The organism is Streptomyces adelaidensis (assembly GCF_016598475.1).
Classification (GTDB): domain Bacteria; phylum Actinomycetota; class Actinomycetes; order Streptomycetales; family Streptomycetaceae; genus Streptomyces; species Streptomyces adelaidensis.
On record NZ_JAEMUX010000020.1, the window covers coordinates 1 to 15,242 of the forward strand.

14 protein-coding genes are annotated in these 15,242 nt (G+C 71.1%); 2 read left to right on the top strand and 12 right to left on the bottom strand.

Features of this window, described 5'->3' with window-relative positions; all coding sequences use genetic code 11:
• The 4 genes from I8N67_RS44200 to I8N67_RS14130 all read right to left on the bottom strand — a co-directional run.
• Positions 1-197: ferredoxin (locus I8N67_RS44200; RefSeq protein ID WP_200303411.1), on the bottom strand; the 197-nt coding region annotated here is incomplete at its 3' end.
• A gap of 4 nt (positions 198-201) precedes the next feature.
• Positions 202-1,455, bottom strand: a complete 1,254-nt coding sequence (locus tag I8N67_RS14120) for an NADH-ubiquinone oxidoreductase-F iron-sulfur binding region domain-containing protein (RefSeq protein WP_200303412.1) — start codon at positions 1,453-1,455, stop codon at positions 202-204.
• Positions 1,452-2,033, bottom strand: a complete 582-nt coding sequence (locus tag I8N67_RS14125) for a ferric reductase-like transmembrane domain-containing protein (RefSeq protein WP_200303413.1) — start codon at positions 2,031-2,033, stop codon at positions 1,452-1,454. The genes I8N67_RS14120 and I8N67_RS14125 overlap by 4 nt, the downstream gene beginning before the upstream one ends.
• Entirely contained in the window at positions 2,030-3,115 is a 1,086-nt protein-coding gene (locus I8N67_RS14130) for an FAD:protein FMN transferase (RefSeq protein WP_200303414.1), read from the bottom strand. The genes I8N67_RS14125 and I8N67_RS14130 overlap by 4 nt, the downstream gene beginning before the upstream one ends.
• Before the next feature lie 36 nt (positions 3,116-3,151).
• Here I8N67_RS14130 and I8N67_RS42610 point away from each other — a divergent pair, with 36 nt between their 5' ends.
• Positions 3,152-3,568, top strand: coding sequence for a hypothetical protein (locus I8N67_RS42610; protein WP_234045681.1), 417 nt, complete (start codon positions 3,152-3,154; stop codon positions 3,566-3,568).
• A 112-nt stretch (positions 3,569-3,680) separates the two neighbouring features.
• Here the strand turns inward: I8N67_RS42610 and I8N67_RS14140 are convergent, their stop codons facing one another.
• The 6 genes from I8N67_RS14140 to dxr all read right to left on the bottom strand — a co-directional run bounded on the left by I8N67_RS14140 (position 3,681) and on the right by dxr (position 11,520).
• Positions 3,681-5,384: a proline--tRNA ligase gene (locus I8N67_RS14140; protein WP_200303415.1), complete on the bottom strand. Its 1,704-nt coding sequence runs from the start codon at positions 5,382-5,384 to the stop codon at positions 3,681-3,683.
• A gap of 100 nt (positions 5,385-5,484) precedes the next feature.
• Complete coding sequence (locus tag I8N67_RS14145) at positions 5,485-6,015, bottom strand: GNAT family N-acetyltransferase (RefSeq protein WP_200303416.1); 531 nt, start codon at positions 6,013-6,015, stop codon at positions 5,485-5,487.
• A 189-nt stretch (positions 6,016-6,204) separates the two neighbouring features.
• Positions 6,205-7,059: a GNAT family N-acetyltransferase gene (locus I8N67_RS14150; RefSeq protein WP_200303417.1), complete on the bottom strand. Its 855-nt coding sequence runs from the start codon at positions 7,057-7,059 to the stop codon at positions 6,205-6,207.
• Positions 7,060-7,417: 358 nt separating this feature from the next.
• Positions 7,418-8,575 (bottom strand): flavodoxin-dependent (E)-4-hydroxy-3-methylbut-2-enyl-diphosphate synthase, encoded by a 1,158-nt coding sequence (gene ispG, locus I8N67_RS14155; RefSeq protein WP_200303418.1) that lies wholly within the window; start codon positions 8,573-8,575, stop codon positions 7,418-7,420.
• A 357-nt stretch (positions 8,576-8,932) separates the two neighbouring features.
• On the bottom strand, positions 8,933-10,237 hold the full coding sequence (locus I8N67_RS14160; RefSeq protein WP_200303419.1) for a M50 family metallopeptidase: 1,305 nt from the start codon (positions 10,235-10,237) through the stop codon (positions 8,933-8,935).
• The gene (gene dxr, locus I8N67_RS14165; protein ID WP_200303420.1) at positions 10,234-11,520 is read right to left on the bottom strand and encodes a 1-deoxy-D-xylulose-5-phosphate reductoisomerase; all 1,287 of its coding nucleotides are present in this window, start codon (positions 11,518-11,520) and stop codon (positions 10,234-10,236) included. The genes I8N67_RS14160 and dxr overlap by 4 nt, the downstream gene beginning before the upstream one ends.
• Before the next feature lie 213 nt (positions 11,521-11,733).
• Here dxr and I8N67_RS14170 point away from each other — a divergent pair, with 213 nt between their 5' ends.
• Positions 11,734-12,189 (top strand): lamin tail domain-containing protein, encoded by a 456-nt coding sequence (locus I8N67_RS14170; protein ID WP_200303421.1) that lies wholly within the window; start codon positions 11,734-11,736, stop codon positions 12,187-12,189.
• A gap of 49 nt (positions 12,190-12,238) precedes the next feature.
• Here I8N67_RS14170 and I8N67_RS14175 read toward each other — a convergent pair whose 3' ends face one another.
• Positions 12,239-14,179: an acyl-CoA dehydrogenase family protein gene (locus I8N67_RS14175; protein WP_200303422.1), complete on the bottom strand. Its 1,941-nt coding sequence runs from the start codon at positions 14,177-14,179 to the stop codon at positions 12,239-12,241.
• A 141-nt stretch (positions 14,180-14,320) separates the two neighbouring features.
• A complete protein-coding gene (locus I8N67_RS14180; RefSeq protein WP_200303423.1) occupies positions 14,321-15,130 on the bottom strand; it encodes a GH12 family glycosyl hydrolase domain-containing protein in 810 nt (269 codons plus the stop codon).
• Between the last annotated feature and the right edge of the window lie 112 nt (positions 15,131-15,242).

Here is a 15,242-nt window from a genome sequence, read left to right on the forward strand (position 1 = left end):
TTCAGGGCCAGCACGGGGCAGTCGGCCGCTGCTCGCTTCGCTCGCTTCAGAGCTGCGCGTGGGACGGGGCCCTGTTCGAAGAGTGGGTAGCCCCATTCGTCCAGGGTGACGTGGTCGGGGAGGAGTTCGGCGCAGAGGCCGTGGCCTTGGCAGGCCGTCCAGTCGATGTCGAGGGTGGGGGCTGTGGTGGGCTCCACGGGGTCAGCTCCCGGGGGTGTTTGGGACGGGGAGTACGGGGGTCCGGTCGGTGGCTGTGCAGTAGCCGTGGGCGTGGGCGTCGAGTTCGGGGGCGAAGGTGGTCAGGGCGCTGCGGACCAGGCGGATCGTGCCGTCGGGGTGGTGGCAGACGCCTCGGCCCTCGACCAGGCTGGACCAGCGGGCGATGTCGTCGCGGGTGGTGCCCTGGGGGCCGGGGGCGGCCAGGGCCTGGAAGGCGGTGGCGATGCGGGGCAGGCCGTTGAGGCAGGGGCCGCACTGGCCGGCGGACTGGAGGGCGAGGTAGCGCAGGACCCGGGCGGTCTCGGCGAGGCCGCAGCGGTCGGCGGGGAGCGCGGCGAGGACTCCGGCCCCCAAGTTGGCTGTTTTCAGGGTTAGTTGGGCCGCGTCGGGGGTCGGGACCCAGGTGCCGTGGTAGCCGCCGATGAGGATCGCGCTGGTGCCGTGGAGGGGGAGCAGGCGGTGCAGGGGGAGGCCGTAGGGGGCCTCCACGACTCGGGGGGTGTGGCCCGGGACGTGGAGCGTGCACAGGACGCTGCCGGGTTCGGCGGGGGTGCCGGCCGTGCGGTACCAGTCGGCGCCGTGGCGGGCGATCAGGGCCAGGTGGGCGAGGGTCTCGACGTTCTGGACGAGCGTGGGGGCGCGGTGGGCGCCCTGTTCGCGGACCGGGGGGTTCTGGTACCGGGGCAGCGCGGGCCGGCCGTCGAGGTGCTGGACGAGCGCCGAGGACTCGCCGGACAGGAAGCTCCTGGGGACGCGCACGACTCGTACGGGGATCGGGTCGTGGCGCTCGGCGATCGCCGCTTCGAGGTGCGCCGTGCCTTCCTCGACCGCCAGGTACGCCTCGCTCGCGCCGGTCGCCTCGGCGGCCAGGCGGAGGCCGTCCAGTACGAGGTGGGGTGACAGGCGCAGCAGGGTCTTGTCCTTGGCGCTGGCCGGTTCGCCCTCGCAGCCGTTGGCCACGACCACCGGGGCGCGGCCCGTGCGGCGGCCCGCCTCGGCGACCGAGGTGAGTTTGCGGTACGTGGGGAAGGCGGCGCCGCCACGGCCGGTGAGGCCGGACTCGGCGGTCGCGCGGAGCAGGTCGGCGGGGGTGAGGGAGGTGAGGGGGCCGTAGCGCTGTTCGTGGGTGGGGTGGTCGGCCGGGGCGCCGCCGGGGGCGAGGAGCCGGGGCGGCATGTGGAGGGTGGTGAAGGCGGTCGGGGCCGTCTGTGCGGTGGGGGCGGTCGTGGTGGTCATGGGCGGGCTCCTTCGGACGTGCGGAGCAGGGTGGCGGGGGTGCGGCGGGTGTCGCGTACGGCGTGGGCGGCGCGCGGGGCGAGGGCGGCGATCACGGCGGCGACGCAGCCGGCCGTGAGCCAGAGCATCCAGGCGGTGCCGCTGTCCGTGCCGATGCCGATGCCGTGGACCAGGGCGAACGGCCAGGACGCGTACGCCAGCCAGTGCACGGCCCGCCAGGTGCGGTGGCCGAGGCGGGCGCGGAGGAGGCTGGTGATCAGGACGGCGAGCATCAGGTCCAGGGAGACCGTGCCCAGGCCGAGCCACAGGGGCTGGTAGTCGGAGGCGAAGGGGACGAGGACGTCCAGGGCGGTGATGCTGACGTAGTCGTCGATGACTGCGGTCGCGATGTGCAGGAGCAGGAACGCCGTCGCGGAGAGGGAGAGGGTGCGGTGGAGGGAGACCGTGCCGAAGCGGGGGAGGCCGGGGATGCGGGTGCGCAGTCGTACGGCGATGCCGAGGAGGACGACGAGGGTGAAGAGGAGGAGGCAGACCGCGCCGGTGGCTCTGTTGGCGTACCAGAGGATCTCGTCGCTCATGGGGTGGCCTCGGGCTTCTGGGTGGGTGCGGGCCGGGAGGTTTCGTCCCCGCCGCCCCTTCCCGTCCCGACCCTGGGGGCTGCGCCCCCAGACCCCCCTTCGGCCTGAACGGCCTCGTCCTCAAACGCCGGACGGGCTGAATTGGGCCAGCCCTGCGTCGCGACCACTGTGCCGTCGTGCGTGACCAGCCTTGCCGGCAGGCCCAGTCTCGACAGCCAGCGTGCCGCGCTCTCGCCCTTGACCAGGGCCGCCGTGCTGGCGGCGTTGGCGTCGGCGCAGGTGGCGGCGGCTACCGAGACGGTGCGCCAGGGGGTGGTGGCGGGGTGGCCCGTGCGGGGGTCGACGATGTGGTGGAGGTTCTGGTCGCCTCGGCGCCAGCGGCGGGCGGTGGTGCCGGAGGTGGCGAGGCCGCCGCTGCGGATGCCGACCGTGGCGTACGAGCCGTGCCGCGGGAGTTCGGCGACCGGGGCCGTCTCGTCCTGGACGCGGATGCGCCAGCCGCCGGCCGGGGGTTCGCCCGCGACGGCCGTGTCGCCGCCGAGGCTGACCAGGATGCCGCAGCCGGCGGCCCGGGCCAGCGTCCGCGCCGCCCGGTCGGCCGCCCACGCCTTGGCCGTGGCGCCCAGGTCCAGGCGGACGCCGGGCGGCAGGGTGACCGTGTTCGTGGCGCGGTCCAGTTCGACCAGGCTCCAGCCCGGCACCCGCTTCACCGCGAGCCGCATCGGGCGGTCGTCCTCCTGTACCAGGGTGAAGTCCCGGTCGTAGCCGAGGGCCTCCATCGCCGAGCCGACCGTGGGGTCCACCGCGCCGTCCGTGGCGCGGGCGGCGCGCAGGGCGACCGCCAGGGCCTCGGCCAGCAGCGGGCTGACCTTCACGGGCCGCCCTTCGGCCGTGTTCAGCGCCGACAGCTCCGAGTCCTCACGGAAGCGGCTGCACGCGGCGTCGACCTCGGCCAGGTGCCGGACCAGGAGCAGATTGCAGGAGTCCAGCAGGGCCGGGTCCGTGACGACCAGGCGGACGCTCGTGCCGAGGGCCCGCCAGTCCGTCGCGGCCGTCGGGCGGGGAGTCGTGGACACGGTCATCACGACGCCCCCGAGGTCGAGTCCGCGGAGTCGTCCGTGGACGAGGTCATGCCGTCGGAGGAGGACTGGAGGTCCGTGGAGTCCGTGGAGTCCGTGGAGTCCGAGGAGTCCGAGGAGTCCGAGGAGGAGTCGCTCGAACTGTCCGATGAGGAGTCGTCCGAGGACGAGCTGGTGTCGGTGGACGAGTCCGTGTCGGTCGAGGTGTTCGTGTCGGTCGAGGAGCTGTCCGACGAGGAGTCCGTGCCGCTGCTTGTGCTCGAACTGGTGCTCGTGCTCGTGCCGCTGCTGGCTGTCGTGTCCGCGTCCGCCTGCATCGTGCCGACCAGGGCGAAGACCCCGGCCGCCGCGGCGAGCGTGACGGCGGCGGCCACGGATGCCGTTCGCCGGGCGCCTCTGCGGACCGCGGCGGCGGCACCTCGTTCCCTGCTTGTCATGACCGTTCCCCTCCCGTAGTGACGTTCTGTCACGCACTACGGTCGGGGAGCGGCCTGAGAGAAGTCTGTGAGGCGGCCATACGCCTGCACAGAACTCCCTGAGAGGTTCCTTAAGGAGGTCGGCAAGGACCTCAGGCGGTCAGGCGGGCGATCGCCTCGTCGACCGTCAGCTCCTCGCGCTCGCCGGTACGGCGGTCCTTCAGCTCCAGGACGCCTTCGGCGCTGCGGCGGCCCGCGACCAGGATCTTCGGTACGCCGATCAGCTCGGAGTCGGTGAACTTCACGCCCGGAGAGACGCCGGCGCGGTCGTCGACGAGGACACGGAGGCCGGCCGCGCGCAGCTTCTCGGAGACGTCGAGGGCCAGTTCGGTCTGCAGGGCCTTGCCCGCGGCGACGACGTGGACGTCGGCCGGGGCTACCTCGGCGGGCCAGCAGAGGCCCTTGTCGTCGGCGGACTGCTCGGCGAGGGCCGCGACCGCGCGGGAGACACCGATGCCGTACGAGCCCATGGTGACGCGGACCGGCTTGCCCTGCGGGCCGAGGACGTCGAGCTTGAGGGCGTCGGCGTACTTGCGGCCGAGCTGGAAGATGTGGCCGATCTCGATGGCGCGGTCGAGCTTGAGGCCGGTGCCGCAGTTCGGGCAGGGGTCGCCCTCCTGGACGACCACGACGTCGACGTAGCCGCCGACCTCGAAGTCACGGCCCGCGACGACGTTCCTGGCGTGCGTGCCCGGCTTGTTGGCGCCCGTGATCCACGCGGTGCCCGGGGCCACGCGCGGGTCGGCGATGTACGTGACCTTCTCCCCCAGGCCCTGCGGGCCGACGTAGCCGCGGACCAGGTCGGGGCGGCCCGCGAAGTCCGCCTCGGTGACCATCTCGACGACCGCCGGGGCGAAGTGCGCCTCGACCTTGCCCAGGTCGACCTCGCGGTCGCCGGGGACGCCGACGGCGACGATCTCGCCGTCGACCTTGACGAGGAGGTTCTTGAGGGTGTCGGAGGCCTGGACGCCGAGGTGGGCGGCGAGGGTCTCGATGGTGGGGGTGTCGGGGGTCGGGATCTCTTCGAGGGCGGGCACGCCGTCGGCGTCCACCGGCTTCAGCTCGAACGTGATCGCCTCGGTGTTGGCGGCGAAGTCGCAGTTCGGGCAGTCCGCGAAGGTGTCCTCGCCGGCGGCGGCCGGGGCCAGGAACTCCTCCGACTTCGAGCCGCCCATCGCGCCCGCCGTGGCGGCGCAGATGCGGTAGTCGAGGCCCAGGCGCTCGAACACCTGCTGGTAGGCCTGGCGGTGCAGGGCGTACGACTGGTCCAGTCCCTCGTCCTCGGTGTCGAAGGAGTACGAGTCCTTCATCAGGAACTCGCGGCCGCGCAGGATGCCGGCGCGGGGGCGGGCCTCGTCACGGAACTTGGTCTGGATCTGGTAGAGGATCACCGGCAGGTCCTTGTAGGAGGACGCCTGGTCCTTCACGATCAGCGTGAAGATCTCCTCGTGGGTGGGGCCGAGGAGGTAGTCGCCGCCCCTGCGGTCCTTCAGGCGGAACAGCTCCGGGCCGTACTCGTCCCAGCGGCCGGTCGCCTCGTACGGCTCACGCGGCAGCAGGGCGGGGAGCAGTACCTCCTGGGCGCCGATCGCGTCCATCTCCTCGCGGACGATCCGCTCCACGTTGGCGAGGACCTTCTTGCCGAGCGGCAGCCAGGTCCACACGCCGGCGGCCGTGCGGCGGACGTAGCCGGCGCGGACGAGGAGCTTGTGGCTGAGCACCTCGGCGTCCGCCGGGTCGTCGCGCAGCGTCTTGGCCATCAACTGGGACATGCGCTGGACCGGTGGGTTCGCCATGGTTCTCGTACTCCTGCTGCGGTTGGGTGTTGGCAGGAGGTTAGCCGGGTGACACGGGCCCGTGGAAATCCGGCGGTGGCGGTCAGCGGCGGTACGGCGGCTACCTGCGGCGCAGGGGCAGGGGGGCGCCCATCACCGCGTACGGCTTGGGGGCGCTGGGGAAGACGACCTGGCGGGCGAGGTCCGTGTAGCCGAGGGAGTGGTAGAGGCCGCGGGCCGGGCTGTCGACGTCGATCGCGGAGAGGATCGAGCGGGGTTCGGCCGCGCTGTCGGTGATGGTGGTGATCAGGGCACGGCCGACGCCGCGGTTCTGGTAGCGGGGGTGGACGTGCAGTTCGGTGATCACGAAGGAGTCGTCCAGCCAGTGGTCGTGGCCGAGGGCGCGCAGGTAGGGCTCGACGACCGTGGACCACCAGTGGGCGCGGTCGTTGGGCATGCCGTAGACGAAGCCGACGAGCAGGCCGTCGGTCGTGGCGCCGAGTGCTCTCGCCCCCGGGTAGGTCATGTGGCGCAGGACGATCTGGCGGCGTACGGCCACCTCGTCGGGGCCCAGGCCGAAGGCGACGGCTTGGACGGCGAGGGCCTCGTCTACGTGGGCGGGGAGGTCCAAGGGGCCGATGACGAGGTCCATGGCCCGGAGCCTACCGGTGCGCTTGGCCGGGTTGGGCTGCGGAGTGCCGGTTGTTCTTCGGGTGCGGGTCGTCTGTCGCTGGTCGCTCCCCCACTCTCGACTTCGCTCGAGCGGGAGGGACCCCGTCGCGGCGGAGCCGCGTGTCGATACAGCGCCGTGCCCCCTTGGGGACGCCCCTCTGACCGGCGGTCAGAAAAGTACGCTCATGAAGGCGCCCACCTCTTGGAAGCCGACCCTCTTGTACGTGCGCCTCGCCGCGGTGTTGAAGTCGTTCACGTAGAGGCTGACCAGGGGGGCGAAGTCCGCGAGGGCGTAGCGGAGGACGGCTGCCATGCCGGGGGCGGCCATGCCCTTGCCTCGGTGCTCGGGGGCGACCCAGACGCCCTGGATCTGGCAGGCCCGGGGGGTGGCGGCGCCGATCTCGGCCTTGAAGACGACGCGGCCGTCGGCGTCGAGGCGGGCGAAGGAGCGGCCGGAGCCGACGAGTTCGGCGACGCGGGCCTGGTAGAGCAGGCCGCCGTCGCCGGCCAGGGGGGAGACGCCGACCTCCTCGGTGAACATCGCGATGCACGCCGGCATGATCGAGTCCATCTCGTCCTTGCGGATGCGGCGGACGTACGGGTCCTGGGTGACCTCGGCGGGGTAGGGGAGCCGGTCGGTGACCATGAGCGGCTGGTGGGTGCGGACCTCGCGGGCCGGGCCCCAGCTGCGTTCGAGGAGGCGCCAGAGCTCGGCGGTGGGTTCGGCGGGGCCGACGACCGAGGAGCAGCGGCGGCCGGCCCGGCGGGCGCGGTCGGCGAAGGCGCGGACGGCTCGGGGGGTGGCGCAGATGGGGACGAGGTTGGCGCCGGCGTAACAGAGGGAGGTCAGGGCGCCGTCCTCGTACCAGCCCCACATCTCGCCGCCGAGCCGCCAGGGGTCCAGGCCGGCGACCTGGACGCGGGACGTCACGAAGGCGTTCGCGACGGGGTCTCGGTCCAGGACGGCGAAGGCGGCGTCCAGGTCACTCGGTTCGAGGACCCTGGTGGTGGTCTGGGTCAACACGTGCGGGGGCCTCACCCTGGGGTCTGGCTGGTCTCCGCACGATACCCTGCCGGGCTGTGGCGGTCGCCCTGTGGCTGCGCCACGGGCGGGCGCCTGATGGCTCGGGGGGCTCCTGTGCCGTGGCGGGTGCGGGTGCGTCGTGACTGGTCCCGCCCACGCGGCGGAGCCGCATATCGATACGGCCCCGCGCTTGGGAGGGGGCCTGCGGCCTGCTTGGGAGGAGGCCTGCGGCCGCTCGGACCGGCGCCATCGAGCTCGAAAGGTGCTGTGCGTCGGCGGGTGCCGGCTCGTTGTGGCTGGTCGCGCAGTTCCCCGCGCCCCTGAAGATGGCCCTGCGGGCCGATCTTCAGGAGGCGCCTCAGCCCGCTACCGCCACCGTCGGCTCGCCCGAGGTGATGCCGTCCGCCTCCATCTGTTCGGCGATCTTCATCGCTTCCTCGATCAAAGTCTCGACGATCTTGGATTCGGGGACGGTCTTGATGATTTCGCCCTTGACGAAGATCTGGCCCTTGCCGTTGCCGGAGGCGACGCCGAGGTCGGCTTCGCGGGCTTCGCCGGGGCCGTTGACGACGCAGCCCATGACGGCGACGCGGAGGGGGACCTCCATGCCGGTGAGGCCGGCGGTGACTTCCTCGGCGAGCTTGTAGACGTCGACCTGGGCGCGGCCGCAGGAGGGACAGGAGACGATCTCCAGGCCACGCTGGCGGAGGTTGAGGGACTCCAGGATCTGGTTGCCGACCTTGATCTCCTCGACCGGCGGGGCCGAGAGGGAGACGCGGATGGTGTCGCCGATGCCCTCGGCGAGGAGCGCGCCGAAGGCGACGGCCGACTTGATCGTGCCCTGGAAGGCGGGGCCCGCCTCGGTGACGCCGAGGTGGAGGGGGTAGTCGCACTGGGCGGCCAGCTGGCGGTAGGCGTTGACCATGACGACCGGGTCGTTGTGCTTGACGGAGATCTTGATGTCCCGGAAGCCGTGCTCCTCGAAGAGGGAGGCCTCCCAGAGGGCGGACTCGACGAGGGCCTCGGGGGTGGCCTTGCCGTACTTCTGCAGGAGACGGCGGTCGAGGGAGCCGGCGTTGACACCGATGCGGATCGGGGTGCCGTGGTCGTTCGCCGCCTGGGCGATCTCCCTGACCTTGTCGTCGAACTGCTTGATGTTGCCGGGGTTGACGCGGACCGCCGCACAGCCGGCCTCGATGGCGGCGAAGACGTACTTCGGCTGGAAGTGGATGTCGGCGATGACCGGGATCTGCGACTTGCGGGCGATCACCGCGAGGGCGTCGGCGTCGTCCTGCGTGGGGCAGGCGACGCGGACGATCTGGCAGCCGGAGGCCGTCAGCTCGGCGATCTGCTGGAGCGTCGCGCCGATGTCCGAGGTACGGGTGGTGGTCATCGACTGGACCGAGACCGGAGCGTCTCCGCCCACCGCCACGGACCCGACCTGGATCTGCCGGCTCTTCCGGCGCTCGGCGAGCCTGGTCGGAACGGACGGCATGCCGAGAGAAATCGCAGTCATCTGCTGTGCAACCCCAAGTTGTGGATCAGGACCGGGTCCCGGAACAGGCGGGCTCCAGGCTTCGAGATTACGGCACGGGCATGGGCCCGAGCACATCCCTGTCCGTGGACCGACCCGACGAACCCCTCCGTACGACGGCGGCCGGGCCCTCGCCCCGCGCGAGTGTGCCCGGCCGCCGTGAACTCCGGATGGCTAGTGCCGCGACAGGCAACGTTCGCCCCGTCGCGACGCCCGGCACGCCCTCTCGCCGCACCGGCCGAAAGGCCAAGTACGTCCAGTACGAGGACTTCCGGCCGGCACACCGAGAGCACGCACCGGACGCCGCTCCTCAACGGGCAAACGTTGCCTGCCGCAGCACTAGGAGATGCGCACCGGGTTCACCAGGTCCGCGATCAGTACCAGGAGCGTGAAGCACACGAAGATCCCGGCCACCACGTACGCGACGGGCATCAGCTTCGCCACGTCGAACGGGCCGGGGTCGGGCCGGCGCAGCACCTTGGCCGCGTTGCGGCGGACCGACTCCCACAGGGCGCCCGCGATGTGCCCGCCGTCGAGCGGGAGGAGCGGGAGCATGTTGAACAGGAAGAGGGAGAGGTTGAAGCCGGCGAGCAGGATGAGGAAGCTGGCGAACTGCTGGCTGGCGGGGATGTCCATGGTGAAGATCTCGCCGCCGACGCGGGCCGCGCCGACCACACCCATGGGCGAGTCGGCCTCGCGCTCGCCGTCGCCGAAGGTGGCGTCCCACAGGGCGGGGACCTTGGACGGCAGGGAGAGCAGGGACTCGACGCCGTTCTGCATCATGTCGCCCATGCGGTCCACGGACTCGCCGAAGGAGAGCGGGAGGATGTCGGAGGCGGGTGTGAAGCCGAGCCAGCCGGCGTACACGTACTTGCCCTGGACGTAGCCGCCCTGGCCGTCGGTCTGGCTGACCTGGTTCTTGATGAGGGTGGGGGTCAGGTCGAGCCGCTCGCCCTTGCGCTCCACCGTGAGGGTGACCTGCTTGCCGGGGTTGTCACGGATGTCGACCTGCAGGGCGGACCAGTCCTCGACGGGGGTGCCGTCGAACGCGACGATCTTGTCGCCCGGCTTCAGGCCCGCCGCCTTGGCCGGGGCCTCCTTGTCGCTGTCCTTGCACTTGGAGCGGTTCTCGGTCGCGGAGATGACGCAGTCCGAGACCTTGCTGACCGTGGTCGTCTGGGTCTGGGCGCCGAAGGACATCATGACGGTGAGGAAGATCGCGACGGCGAGGATCAGGTTCATGAACGGGCCCGCGAACATGACGATGACGCGCTTCCACGGCTTGCGGGTGTAGAAGAGGCGGTCCTCGTCGCCGGGCTGGAGTTCCTCGAAGGAGGCCGCGCGGGCGTCCTCGATGATGCCGCGGAACGGGGACGTCGAGCGGGCCTCGATGCGGCCGTCCGGGCCGGGCGGGATCATGCCGATCATGCGGATGAAGCCGCCGAGCGGGATCGCCTTGACGCCGTACTCGGTCTCACCCTTCTTGCGCGACCAGATCGTCGGGCCGAAGCCCACCATGTACTGGGGCACGCGGACGCCGAAGAGCTTGGCGGTGGACAGGTGGCCCAGCTCGTGCCAGGCGATCGAGAACGCCAGGCCGATCACGAAGACGACTATGCCGAGGATGAACATCAGGGTCGTCATGCACGGGCCTCCGCGGTCGTCCGCTCGGTGGGTTTGGCTGTCGAGGTGGCTGTCGAAGTGGTCAGCTCACGGGCCCTGGCTCGCGCCCAGGTCTCCGCTTCGAGGACGTCCGCCACGGTCAGGGAAGTTCCCGCTGCGGGGGTGCCGTGCTCCTCCACGACCCGCGTGACGGTCTCCATGATCGCGTTGTAGCGGAGGCCGCCGTGCAGGAACGCGTCGACGCACTCCTCGTTCGCGGCATTGAACACCGCCGGGGCGGTGCCCGCGAGCTGTCCCACGTGCCGGGCGAGTGCGACCGACGGGAACGCCTCGTTGTCGAGGGGGAAGAACTCCCAGCTGGACGCCTTGGTCCAGTCAAAGGCGGGCGAGGCGTCCGGGACGCGCTGCGGCCAGCCGAGGCCGATGGCGATGGGCCCGCGCATGTCGGGGGGAGTCGCCTGGGCCATCGTCGATCCGTCCGTGAACTCAACCATCGAGTGGACATACGACTGGGGGTGCACGACGACCTCAATGCGATCGAAGGGAATGTCGTAGAGGAGGTGCGCCTCGATGACTTCCAGGCCCTTGTTGACGAGGGTCGCGGAGTTGACCGTGATGACCGGGCCCATGGCCCAGGTGGGGTGCGCGAGGGCGTCGGCGGGCGTGACGTCCGCCAGCTCCGCCTTCGTACGGCCGCGGAAGGGGCCGCCGGAGGCGGTCACGACGAGCTTGCGGACGTCGGCGCGGGTGCCGGAGGCGAGGGCCTGGAAGAGGGCGGCGTGCTCGGAGTCGACCGGGATGATCTGGCCCGGCTTCGCCACCGCCTTCACCAGCGGGCCGCCGACGATGAGCGACTCCTTGTTGGCGAGCGCGAGGGTGCGGCCCGCTTCCAGGGCGGCGAGGGTCGGGGCGAGGCCGATGGAGCCGGTGATGCCGTTGAGCACGGTGTGGCAGCCGGACGCGGCGAGTTCGGTGGCGGCGTGCGGACCGGCGAGGATCTCGGGCAGCGCCGCACCGGCCCCGTACGCGCCGGCCAGGGCCTCGCGCAGCGCCGGGACGACGTCCTCCCGGGCGACCGCGACGGTCCGCACGCGCAGGCGGTGCGCCTGCTCGGCCAGCAGTTCCACCCTCCCTCCGGCGGCGGAGAGCCCGGTGACCCGGAAGCGGTCCGGGTTGCGCAGGACGAGGTCGATGGCCTGGGTACCGATCGAGCCGGTCGATCCGAGGATCACTACGTCGCGTACGCCGTCGACCGGATCGAAGACGAGATGCGGGTCGGCGAGAGGGGCTGGACTGTCGCTCATCCCCCCATTGTGGCCGCATCAGCCCTTCGGCAGGACCGCGCGTCCCCCTGTTGACCCACTTCGTGCCGTGTGCGGTTGACGAGCGCATTTCTCCGTTTGTGAAGCGCGTGTGAAGACGGGAGTGATATGACTTCTCCTCAGCTGATCCGATTGTCGTATCAGCCGATCGTCGGTGGATGACGACGATCGTGAACGAGGACCCTGGGGGGATCCATGCACAACCGCATACGCTTCGCGCTGCCCGCGCTCGCCGGAGCCGTGGCCCTGACCGGCACCCTGCTCAGCAGCCCGGCGCAGGCCGCCGGCGGCGTGGTCATCTACCGCGTGTACTTCGACAGCCCCGGCAAGGACACCCGCTCCACCGCTAGCCTCAACGGCGAGTGGGTGCAGATCAGAAACACGAGCTCGAAGGCGATCTCGCTGAAGGGCTGGGTGCTCAAGGACCCCCAGAACCACAAGTACACGTTCCCGAACGTGAAGATCGGGGCGAAGAAGTACATCAAGGTCCGCACCGGTTCGGGCACGGACACCAGCGCGACCAAGTACCAGAACCGCAAGGCCTACGTCTGGAACAACACCAGCGACACGGCGACGCTGCTGAAGGCGAGCGGCGCCAAGGTGGACTCGTGCTCGTGGACGACTCGGGACCCCAGCGACAAGTACTGCTGACCCGGTAGTCCGGTACGGCCCCGCGCCCCTTGCGGGGCGCGGGTGGCTCTCAGAGGATCGGGCGGTGGACGTTCTCCTTCTCACTCGGGCCCGGGGTCGCGTCGGCGATCCAGGGGCCCTCGCCCGACGGGTCGACCACGCCCCGCTCCAGCCACTCGTAGGCGCCGCCGAGTACGCCCTTGACCACCTTGCGGTCGACGTCGTCGGTGTTGCTCCACAGGCGGTCGAAGAGTTCCTCGACGCGGAGGCGGGACTGGCGGCAGAAGACGTCGGCGAGCTGGTAGGCCTCGCGGCCGTGGCCCTCGGTGGTGCGCAGGAGTTCGGCGCGTACGACGGCCGCGCTCATCGCGAAGAGTTCGGCGCCGATGTCGACGATCCGGCCGAGGAAGGCCTGTTTGGTCTCCATCCGGCCCTGCCAGCGGGACATGGCGTAGAAGGTGGAGCGGGCCAGCTTGCGGGCGTTGCGCTCGACATAGCGCAGGTGCGTCGAGAGGTCGGGGTGGCCGGCGGGGTGGAAGTCGCCGTACGCGCGCGGGAGTTGGCCGGGGCCGGCGACCAGTTTCGGCAGCCACTTGGCGTAGAAGACGCCCGCGTTCGCGCCCGCCTTCGCCTTGTCGGAGAGGGTCTTCTCGGGGTCGATGAGGTCGCCGGCCACGGAGAGGTGGGCGTCGACGGCCTCACGGGCGATCAGCAGGTGCATGATCTCCGTGGAGCCCTCGAAGATGCGGTTGATGCGCAGGTCGCGCAGGATCTGCTCGGCGGGGACGGCCCGTTCGCCGCGCGCCCGCAGGGAGTCGGCCGTCTCGAAGCCGCGGCCGCCACGGATCTGGACCAGTTCGTCGGCGATGCGCCAGCCCATCTCGGAGGCGAAGAGCTTGGCGAGGGCGCCCTCGATACGGATGTCGTTGCGGTCCTCGTCGGCCATCTGCGAGGACAGGTCGAGGACCGCCTCCAGGGCGAAGGTGGTGGCGGCGATGAAGGAGATCTTCTGCCCGACCGCCTCGTGACGGGCGACCGGCTTGCCCCACTGCTCGCGGACCGCCGACCACTCGCGGGCGATCTTCAGACACCACTTGCCGGCGGCCACGCAGGAGGCGGGGAGGGAGAGCCGGCCCGTGTTGAGCGTGGTCAGAGCGATTTTCAGGCCCGCACCCTCGGGGCCGACGCGGTTCGCGGCGGGGACGCGGACCTGGTGGAAGCGGGTGACGCCGTTCTCGATGCCGCGCAGGCCCATGAAGGCGTTGCGGTTCTCGACGGTGACGCCGGGTGAGCCGGCCTCCACGACGAAGGCGGTGATGCCGCCCTTGTGGCCCTCGCTCTTCGGGACGCGCGCCATCACGACGAGGAGGTCGGCGACCACGCCGTTGGTGGTCCACAGCTTCACCCCGTCGAGGACGTAGTCGTCCCCGTCCGGCACCGCGCTCGTCGCCAGGCGGGCCGGGTCGGAGCCGACGTCCGGCTCGGTGAGGAGGAAGGCGCTGATGTCGGTGCGGGCGCAGCGCGGCAGGAACTTCTCCTTCTGTTCGGGGGTGCCGAACAGCTTCAGCGGCTGGGGTACGCCGATCGACTGATGCGCGGAGAGCAGTACGCCGATCGCCGGGCTGGCCGAGCCCACCAGGGCCAGCGCCTTGTTGTAGTACACCTGGGTGAGGCCGAGGCCGCCGTACTTGGGCTCGATCTTCATGCCGAGGGCGCCGAGTTCCTTGAGGCCGTTGATGACCTCGTCGGGGATGCGGGCCTCGCGCTCGATGAGGGCGCCGTCGACCTCGGTCTCGCAGAAGTCGCGGAGCTTGCCGAGGAACTGCTCGCCGCGCCGGACGGCCTCGTCGGTGGGGAGCGGGTGGGGGTGGATGAGGTCCAGGCGGAACCGGCCCAGGAACAGCTCCTTGGCGAAGCTGGGCTTGCGCCAGTCCTGGTCCCGGGCGGCCTCCGCCACCTGGCGGGCCTCACGTTCGGTGACAACGGGCTTCTTGAGGGGTGGTGCGGTCATGAGGCTCACCTCGCCGCGAATCGGGATCTCGGACCACATCGGTTACTGATGCCGATGTCGGTTACTGATGGGTGCTACCCGATCGTTGGTACCCGATCCGGGGTGACCCCGCCACCCCTCGCGTGCGAACGGCCGCGCCGCTCAGCCGATGTTCACCGAGTACGCCTTGGTGTCCAGCCGGCCGGTGCCCTTGAAGACCTCGGTGCCCGCCTCGATGCCGGAGACGTACTTGTCGTCGCTCAGCAGCTTGCGGCGGACCAGGGCCTGGGTGAAGGCGTCGAGGTCGAGGGTGGCCCTGGTGGTGTCGGTGCGGCGGACGAACGAGAACACCTTCCAGCCGATGTCACCGGTGTAGATGTCCCACATGGCGCCGCCGAGGCTGACGCTGCCGTACTTGGTGCCGAGCGGGCCCGCGCCGCCCTGGCGGTTGAGCCAGATCATGATCTCGTCGGTGGGCTGGTCCTGCCAGTCCGCGGTGTTCTCGCTGTGCAGCCACAGGTCGTAGGCGACGTTCATGGTGCCGGGGTCGGAGCTGACCGTGAACTCCCAGGTGGTCTTCACGGGCTTGCGGTCGCCCACCCGGATGGGGAGCTGGGTCGCCGCCTTGTCGGTCTTCCAGCCCCAGTGCCAGCCGAGGACACTGCTCGCGTACGACTTCACGTCCGCGTCGGTGCCCTTGGCGCTGTTGGCCCAGCTGTAGTCCGTACCCCAGGAGATGGTCGAGCCCGAGCGGGATTCGTCCCACACGCACTGGGTGCCGGTGCCCTTGTCCTGGCCCCACAGATTGTTGTTCACGTAGTACTTGCCGAGCGTGACGGTGTCGAAGGCCGCGCACTTCCTGGCCTCCTCCCCGGCCATCGCGACGGTCACGGAGGCGCCGACCGCGAGCGCGGTGACGGCGGCTGCGCCGATCTTCGCCTTGCGGGTCGGCCGGGGGCGGCGGTGCTGCATGGGGCGCTGGTCCTTCCGGGGGCGGATGTTCGCGTACGTGGTTCCAGTGGCCGCCGGGGGTGGGAAAGGTCGCCGTCGGATCGGCGGCCGCACCCCGTTCCCTGCCGTGGCC

Excerpts from the sequence above, each read along its gene's own strand:
- I8N67_RS14140 (WP_200303415.1), bottom strand. The coding sequence starts at position 5,384 with ATGGCGAACCCACCGGTCCAGCGCATGTCCCAGTTGATGGCCAAGACG.
- ispG (WP_200303418.1), bottom strand. The coding sequence starts at position 8,575 with ATGACTGCGATTTCTCTCGGCATGCCGTCCGTTCCGACCAGGCTCGCC.
- I8N67_RS14125 (WP_200303413.1), bottom strand. The coding sequence starts at position 2,033 with ATGAGCGACGAGATCCTCTGGTACGCCAACAGAGCCACCGGCGCGGTC.
- I8N67_RS14175 (WP_200303422.1), bottom strand. The coding sequence starts at position 14,179 with ATGACCGCACCACCCCTCAAGAAGCCCGTTGTCACCGAACGTGAGGCC.
- I8N67_RS14160 (WP_200303419.1), bottom strand. The coding sequence starts at position 10,237 with ATGACGACCCTGATGTTCATCCTCGGCATAGTCGTCTTCGTGATCGGC.
- I8N67_RS14120 (WP_200303412.1), bottom strand. The coding sequence starts at position 1,455 with ATGACCACCACGACCGCCCCCACCGCACAGACGGCCCCGACCGCCTTC.
- I8N67_RS14130 (WP_200303414.1), bottom strand. The coding sequence starts at position 3,115 with ATGACCGTGTCCACGACTCCCCGCCCGACGGCCGCGACGGACTGGCGG.
- I8N67_RS14170 (WP_200303421.1), top strand. The coding sequence starts at position 11,734 with ATGCACAACCGCATACGCTTCGCGCTGCCCGCGCTCGCCGGAGCCGTG.
- I8N67_RS14180 (WP_200303423.1), bottom strand. The coding sequence starts at position 15,130 with ATGCAGCACCGCCGCCCCCGGCCGACCCGCAAGGCGAAGATCGGCGCA.
- I8N67_RS14145 (WP_200303416.1), bottom strand. The coding sequence starts at position 6,015 with ATGGACCTCGTCATCGGCCCCTTGGACCTCCCCGCCCACGTAGACGAG.
- dxr (WP_200303420.1), bottom strand. The coding sequence starts at position 11,520 with ATGAGCGACAGTCCAGCCCCTCTCGCCGACCCGCATCTCGTCTTCGAT.